This is a genomic window from Haloechinothrix alba (assembly GCF_900188115.1).
GTDB lineage: Bacteria > Actinomycetota > Actinomycetes > Mycobacteriales > Pseudonocardiaceae > Haloechinothrix > Haloechinothrix alba.
Map to the genome: position 1 here is coordinate 103,972 of NZ_FZNW01000018.1, position 6,882 is coordinate 110,853.

Here is a 6,882-nt window from a genome sequence, read left to right on the forward strand (position 1 = left end):
ACGGTGGGTAGAACTTAGGGAAGGTCAGCGAATGCCGTACCCGACAGACGATCAGCGTGACCGCCCGTGGGTGATGCGGACCTACGCGGGCCACTCCTCGGCGGAGGCGTCCAACGCGCTGTACCGGCGGAACCTCGCCAAGGGGCAGACAGGCCTGTCGGTGGCCTTCGACCTGCCGACCCAGACCGGATACGACGCCGATCACCCGCTCTCGCGCGGCGAGGTGGGCAAGGTCGGTGTGCCGATCAGCCACATCGGCGACATGCGGCAGCTGTTCGACGGGATCCCGCTCGCCGAGGCGAACACGTCGATGACGATCAACGCGCCCGCCATGTGGTTGCTGGCCCTGTATGTCACCGTGGCCGAGGAGCAGGCCCGCGAGCAGGGGCGCGACACCGATGAGGTGCTCGCCCAGCTGACCGGGACCACGCAGAACGACGTCATCAAGGAGTACCTGTCCCGGGGTACCTACATCTTCCCTCCGGGACCGAGCCTGCGGCTGACCACCGACGTGATCACCTGGACGGTGCAGCACGTACCGAAGTGGAACCCGATCAACATCTGCAGCTACCACCTGCAGGAAGCAGGGGCCACACCGACGCAGGAAGTCGCCTACGCGATGTGCACGGCGATGGCGGTGCTCGACGCCGTGCGGGAGCGCGTGGACGACGCGGAGATGACCAGGGTCGTCTCGCGCATGTCCTTCTTCGTCAACGCCGGAGTGCGGTTCGTCGAGGAGATGTGCAAGATGCGCGCGTTCACCCAGCTCTGGGACGAGATCACCAGGGACCGGTACGGCGTGACCGACCCCAAGGCGCGCCGGTTCCGGTACGGGGTGCAGGTGAACTCGCTCGGCCTGACCGAGGCTCAGCCGGAGAACAACGTGCAGCGCATCGTGCTGGAGATGCTGGCGGTGGCGATGTCCAAGGACTCCCGCGCCCGCGCGATCCAGCTGCCCGCGTGGAACGAGGCGCTGGGACTGCCGCGCCCGTGGGATCAGCAGTGGGCGCTGCGCATGCAGCAGGTGCTCGCCTACGAGACGGACCTGCTGGAGTACGAGGACATCTTCGAGGGTTCCACCGTCATCACCCAGCGGGTGAACGAGATCGTCGCCGACGCGCGCAAGGAGATCGACCACGTCCAGCAGATGGGCGGGGCGGTCGCCGCGGTGGAAAGCGGGTACATGAAGTCCCAGCTGGTGGCCTCGCTCGGGGAGTACCGGCGCAAGGTCGAGTCGGGCGAACGGGTCCTGGTCGGGGTGAACAAGTTCGACACCTCCGAGCCGAGCCCACTGCAGGCGGAGGGGGCCGAAGCCATCGAGACGGTGGATCCGGAGGTGGAGGCCAGCGCTGTGGCCGCGCTGGAGTCCTGGAGGTCGCAGCGGGACTCCGAGGCGGTGGACAGCGCGATGGCACGGCTCAGGGAGGTCGCAGGCACCGACGAGAACCTGTTCGAGGCCACTCTCGAATGCGCGCGTGCCGGGGTGACCACCGGCGAGTGGGCCGGTACGCTGCGCGAGGTCTTCGGCGAGTACCGGGCGCCGACCGGGGTGTCGTCCTCGGCCGCGCCCGGAGCCGGTGGCGAGCTCGCCACGGTGCGCGAGCGCGTGCGGGCCACCGGAGAGGAGCTGGGCGAGCGGCTGCGCATGCTGGTCGGCAAGCCGGGCCTGGACGGCCACTCCAACGGGGCCGAGCAGGTCGCCGTGCGCGCGCGGGACGCCGGGTTCGAGGTGGTCTATCAGGGCATCCGCCTCACGCCGGAGCAGATCGTCGCGGCGGCCGTGCAGGAGGACGTGCATGTGGTCGGCCTGTCCGTGCTGTCCGGTTCGCACCTGGACGTCGTGCCGGATGTGGTCGAGGGGCTGCGTGCCGCGGGCGCCGGCGACGTGCCGGTGATCGTCGGCGGGATCATCCCGCCGGCGGACGCCGAGGAGCTGACCAGCCGGGGGATCGCCCGCGTATTCACCCCCAAGGACTACGAGCTCACCGAGATCATGGATGAGGTGGTCACGGTTGTCCGCGAGGCGAAGGGGCTGGGGCAGCCGCAGCTCGCGGTGTGACGCGCCCGTATCCGGCTGAGGCGGGCTCAGGACACCGACGCGGCGAACTGCTCCATCTGCTCCTCGGTCAGTGCGATCCAGGTGGCTCGCGCACAGGCCAGCAGGGTTCCGTCGGCCGACCAGATCGCCGAGGCGGAGAATCGTTTCCGGTTGGCGTCGCCGAGTGCCCAGGAGCCCACGACGGTTGGTTCCCCGCAGGCGGGCCTGCGCGCTATCTGCGCGGCCATCCGCCCGAGTACGTGCGGCGGGTTGGGGCCGGGCTGGTGGTACCAGGCCCAGCCGCTCGGGCAGTCCAGCGCGGCCCACACGGTCGGGACGTCGACGCCGCCGTCCCCGGAGTCGAGCGAGTCGTCCGGAGTCCACGGCCAGGCCACGAGCGGTTCCGTCCGGTCGACCAGCCCGGGGAAGATGCGCAGCCCGTCGCCTTCGGCCCGGTCGGGCCCGCAGGCGACGCACCCGGGGAAGGGTGTGGACGCGCGGTACGGGGCGAACTCGAAGGTGCGAGCGGCCGCCTCGGCCTCGGCGACGGTTACCGGCTCCGGCGGGGTGATCTCGACCTTGGCGTGCCGCGCCTCGGAGATCAGCTGTTCACCGTCGTAGAGGGCGCACCGCTGGTCGTCGGCCGCCACCCGCAGCGGGCGCTCGACCGGCGGCGGGGTGCGCAGGCTGACCTCCGCGGCCCCTTCGGTCAGCGCGTGCGCCGTCACGCCGCACGCGTAGCCGCCGTTGGCCGAGCGTGGCGGGCCGGTGAAGCGGCGCGGGATGGTAACGGTACTGCTGATGCGTTCTCCGGTGCTGCGAGTCACGGTATGAACCTACCGGACGCTGTCACCGGCAGGCGAGGTGTCCGAGTCGAGATAGCGCTCCCCGACGCGGATCTCCTGGATGGCCGAGTTGAGCACGGAAATCGCCCGGAGGTCCTCGCTCCTGTGCCGCTCGATGACCCCACGCACCAGCTCGGTGGCTTGTTCCAGCTGCCGGTGATCCTCCTCGCTGACCATCTCCATCATCCGCCTTCACTCGAGCCTTGTGCTCACGTACGGGGCTGCGACGTCGTGCTGGCGGAACCGGTTCCGCTGTGATCATACGCCCGGACACCGACAATGGCAGGAGCCGACGCGCGCGGCGTGGCGTGATCGCGTCACACGTTCGACCATGGTGCCGCCGCGGCTGCGGCAGTACCGTGAGGGCATGACTCACGAGGACAGCGTCCTTCTCACCAGGGACGGGGCGACCCTGACCGTCACGATGAACAAACCAGCGCGCCGCAACGCGCTGTCCGAGGAACACCTCGCCGCGCTGCTCGACGCCTTCGAGCAGGCGGCGGACTCGGACGCGAGCGGGGTCGTACTCGCAGCGAACGGCCCGGTGTTCTCGGCAGGTCACGACTTCGCCGATGTCGCCGAGCGCGACCACGAGGGCGTTGCCCGCCTGCTCGAGCTGTGCACCCGGCTGATGCGCACGATCCAGTCGGTGCCGCAGGTCGTGATCGCCCGGGTGCACGGGCTCGCCACGGCCGCGGGTTGCCAGCTGGTGGCCTCCTGCGATCTGGCCGTGGCCGGGCAGTCGGCGGGGTTCGCCCTTCCCGGCGGTAAGGGCGGTTGGTTCTGCCATACCCCTGCCGTGCCGGTCGCCCGCGCGGTCGGCAGGAAGCGGCTGATGGAGATGGCCCTGACGGGCGAGACCGTGGACGCGGCGACAGCCGAGCAGTGGGGGCTGGTCAACCGGGTGGTCCCGGACGCCGAGCTGGACGGCGCGGTGGCCGACCTGCTCGACCGGGCCACCCGGGGTAGCCCGGCGAGCAAGGCACTCGGCAAGCGCACCCTCTACGCGCAGCTCGACCGTCCCGAGTCGGAGGCCTACGACGTCGCGCTGGAGGTGATGGCCGAGGCGTCCCAGTCGCCCGCTGCGAAGGAAGGCATGGCGGCGTTCCTGGCCAAGCGCAAGCCGGAGTGGCCGGAGTGAGGTGCCGGGTGACGCGCCGGGCGCCTCATTCCGGGTTGGGCTGGTCGACACGGACTACGGTCAGCTCCTCCGGGCGAACCGGTTCGCGGCAGTGCTCGCAGACCATCACCGGCCGCAGGGTCGCCCCGCAGTCATGCGCCCAGACCGTGGGCGGGTCCGTGCGCGTGATGTAGCGGTCGCCCCAGTCCATCAGCGACAGCAGCACCGAGTGCAGTGCCTGACCTGTTTCCGTCGGGACGTACTCGTAGCGCGGTGGGTGCGTCTCGTACTGCTTCTTTTCCAGCAGTCCCGTTTCGACGAGTTTGGTCAGGCGCGCGGTGAGGATGTCCCTGCTGGCTCCGGTGTTGCGCGCGATCCGGTCGAACCGCCGGACCCCGAGGAAGACCTCACGCAGCGTCAGCAGGCTCCACCGTTCACCAACGATGCTCAGCGCATCGGCGATCGAGCACTGGCGCGGACGGTGTGGCATGCGGGGAACCTCCTCGGGTGCGGCCGGTCCGGGTCAGGAGAGAAGGACCCGCCGGGTCTGCCTTCCGGTAGCCAGCATCGTGCCAGTGACGTTCCACAGTGTGCAGTCGTCGACGCACCACCCGGCCGCGGCGTGCTCGGTGCGGATCCTGCCGAGGACCCAGTCGCCCGGCTCGAACCCGCGCAGGCTCTCGGTGAAGTGCGCAGCCAGCTCCACGGTCGGTATGGGGACCGGCTCGCGAAGCACGCCGTACAACCCGGGGGCGAGGGTGTCCACCAGGACCACCGCGGCCTGGGCCGGGTCGGCGGGCGGGGTGCGCAGCCGCAGCCATGCGGTCAGCTCGGGCTCCGGTCCGCCGAGCAGCGGAGCGCGCCCGTCCGCAGGCCGGATCTCCACGTTGCGCGCGAAGGGCACCAGGTCATCCACGGGAAGCACGGGGCAGTCCGGCGCGGGCGCGACATCCGGGGCGGTTTCGCCGGGCCGGTCGGTCGCGGCGCCCTCGCCCGCCTGCCCGAACGTGGCGATACCGGTCACGGCATCCTGCCCGGCCGCCGCGAGTGTGACGCGGACGGTGGTGGTGTTGCGCGTGGCGCGAAGTACCTCGCCGCGCAGGTCGATGCGGCCGCCCCGGACCGCGGTGAGCAGGTTGACGTGCAGGGCGCGTGCGGCGGCGCCGCTCGCGACGCCGGGTAGCTGCTCGCGAGCGTGGCTGACCAGCAGCCCGGCAAGGTACCCGCCATGCATCCCGTCCCAGGACTGCCAGGTGGTGTCCAGGCTGTCCAGCTGAACCGAAGTCGACATAGGTTCTCCCGTCGCGTTCCCGAGCTTGCGCCCGCAGTGGTAAGTTGGATTTTCCAACTTACCAGTTCGGAACGCAAGACTGGCCGCCGTCTCCGGTGTGAATGCCGGGCCGGTCAGCTCATCGGCGCTCGTGCAGCAGGAGTAGCGTGTAAGCCGCGATCGACTGGGCGTCGGTGATCTCCGCGCGGGTGATCATCGCCTCGAACTCGGCCCTGCTGAACCACGCGGAGCGCATGTCCTGCTCCTCGTGCTCGCGCTCGTGCTCACCCGCGCACAGGCCGGTGGCAAGGAAGACCCGGCCACGCTGGCTCGACACGCCGGGAGCCAGATCGAGCACGCCGAGCTCGTTCAGCGTGCTCGCGGTCAGCCCCGTCTCCTCGCGCAGCTCCTGGGCAGCCAGCTCACGTGGCGAGTCCTCGTCCCTGCCGGGCGCGGTTCCCTGGGGGAACTCCCAGCGGCGCAAGCCGATCGGGTACCGGTACTGCTCGACAAGCCGGACGTGGTCCCCGTCGAGCGGGATGACCAGAGCGTAGTCGGGTTTGTCGACGACTCCGTAAATGCCATCGGAGCCGTCCTGCCGCCGGATCACGTCCTCCCGGACACTCATCCAGTTGTTGCTGTAGACCTCGCGCGTACCCACGGTTTCCATAGCGACCGATCCTGCCGCACCGGTCAGCCACCGGTCACCGAGGTCGGTTCGTCGAGCGCCCCGTGGCGCGCGGCCGGTGCCGGGTGAATTACGCTGCGTGCCGTGCGCCTCGTGATCGCTCGTTGCACTGTGGACTACGCCGGCAGGGTGACCGCACACCTGCCGATGGCCAACCGCCTCCTGCTGGTCAAGGCCGACGGCTCGGTGTCGGTGCATTCCGATGACCGTGCCTACAAGCCGTTGAACTGGATGAGCCCCCCGTGCTGGCTCATCGACGACAGCGGGCAGGACGACGAGGCCGTGTCGGTGTGGACGGTGCAGAACAAGTCCGGTGAGAAGCTGGTGGTCACCATCGCCGAGCTGCTGCACGACTCCGAGCACGAGCTGGGCGCCGAGCCGGGGCTGGTCAAGGACGGCGTCGAAGCGCACCTGCAGGAGCTGCTCGCCGAGCACATCGGTACGCTCGGTGACGGCTATAACCTGATACGCAGGGAGTACCCGACCGCGATCGGGCCGGTGGACATTCTGGCCAAGGACGCGGGCGGCTCCACGGTGGCGGTGGAGATCAAACGCAGGGGTGAGATCGACGGGGTCGAGCAGCTCACGCGCTACCTCGACCTGCTCAACCGTGACCCGCTGCTCTCCCCGGTATACGGGGTGTTCGCCGCCCAGCAGATCAAGCCACAGGCGCGGACCCTCGCCGAGGATCGTGGAATCCGCTGCGTGACCCTGGACTACGACGCCCTGCGGGGCATCGAACCCGACGAGTTCCGCTTGTTCTGAACGTTCCGGTCCCGGTCGCCCGAGTCTCCCGTTTGAACGTAGCTTCAGAACGGCGGGTCGCCTGGTGGGTCGGTGGCGTTGGGTTCGGGGGGTTGTGGCTGTGTTGGTGGGGTGTGGTGTTCGGTGTAGTGCCGTCGGGTGGGGGTGGTGATGGTG

Annotated in this window: 8 protein-coding genes; 3 read left to right on the forward strand and 5 right to left on the reverse strand. The window is 69.8% G+C overall.

Annotated features, from left to right (window positions below):
• Positions 1–31: 31 nt before the first annotated feature.
• A complete protein-coding gene (locus CHB84_RS17275) occupies positions 32–2,059 on the forward strand; it encodes a protein meaA (protein ID WP_089302671.1) in 2,028 nt (675 codons plus the stop codon).
• Positions 2,060–2,085: 26 nt separating this feature from the next.
• On the opposite strand, the gene CHB84_RS17280 is transcribed toward CHB84_RS17275, so the two are convergent.
• Positions 2,086–2,865, reverse strand: coding sequence for a hypothetical protein (locus CHB84_RS17280; protein ID WP_089302672.1), 780 nt, complete (start codon positions 2,863–2,865; stop codon positions 2,086–2,088).
• 9 nt (positions 2,866–2,874) lie between these two features.
• Positions 2,875–3,069: a hypothetical protein gene (locus CHB84_RS17285; protein ID WP_089302673.1), complete on the reverse strand. Its 195-nt coding sequence runs from the start codon at positions 3,067–3,069 to the stop codon at positions 2,875–2,877.
• Between the two features lie 181 nt (positions 3,070–3,250).
• Here CHB84_RS17285 and CHB84_RS17290 point away from each other — a divergent pair, with 181 nt between their 5' ends.
• On the forward strand, positions 3,251–4,024 hold the full coding sequence (locus CHB84_RS17290) for an enoyl-CoA hydratase-related protein (RefSeq protein WP_089302692.1): 774 nt from the start codon (positions 3,251–3,253) through the stop codon (positions 4,022–4,024).
• 25 nt (positions 4,025–4,049) lie between these two features.
• Here the strand turns inward: CHB84_RS17290 and CHB84_RS17295 are convergent, their stop codons facing one another.
• The 3 genes from CHB84_RS17295 to CHB84_RS17305 all read right to left on the reverse strand — a co-directional run bounded on the left by CHB84_RS17295 (position 4,050) and on the right by CHB84_RS17305 (position 5,943).
• The gene (locus CHB84_RS17295; protein WP_089302674.1) at positions 4,050–4,493 is read right to left on the reverse strand and encodes a winged helix-turn-helix transcriptional regulator; all 444 of its coding nucleotides are present in this window, start codon (positions 4,491–4,493) and stop codon (positions 4,050–4,052) included.
• A gap of 33 nt (positions 4,494–4,526) precedes the next feature.
• A complete protein-coding gene (locus CHB84_RS17300) occupies positions 4,527–5,294 on the reverse strand; it encodes an acyl-CoA thioesterase (RefSeq protein ID WP_089302675.1) in 768 nt (255 codons plus the stop codon).
• 118 nt (positions 5,295–5,412) lie between these two features.
• Positions 5,413–5,943, reverse strand: a complete 531-nt coding sequence (locus tag CHB84_RS17305; protein WP_089302676.1) for an NUDIX domain-containing protein — start codon at positions 5,941–5,943, stop codon at positions 5,413–5,415.
• A gap of 102 nt (positions 5,944–6,045) precedes the next feature.
• Here CHB84_RS17305 and nucS point away from each other — a divergent pair, with 102 nt between their 5' ends.
• Positions 6,046–6,726 carry an endonuclease NucS gene (gene nucS, locus CHB84_RS17310; RefSeq protein WP_089302677.1) on the forward strand — a complete coding sequence of 227 codons (681 nt, stop codon included), beginning with the start codon at positions 6,046–6,048 and terminating at the stop codon, positions 6,724–6,726.
• The last annotated feature ends 156 nt before the right edge of the window (positions 6,727–6,882 follow it).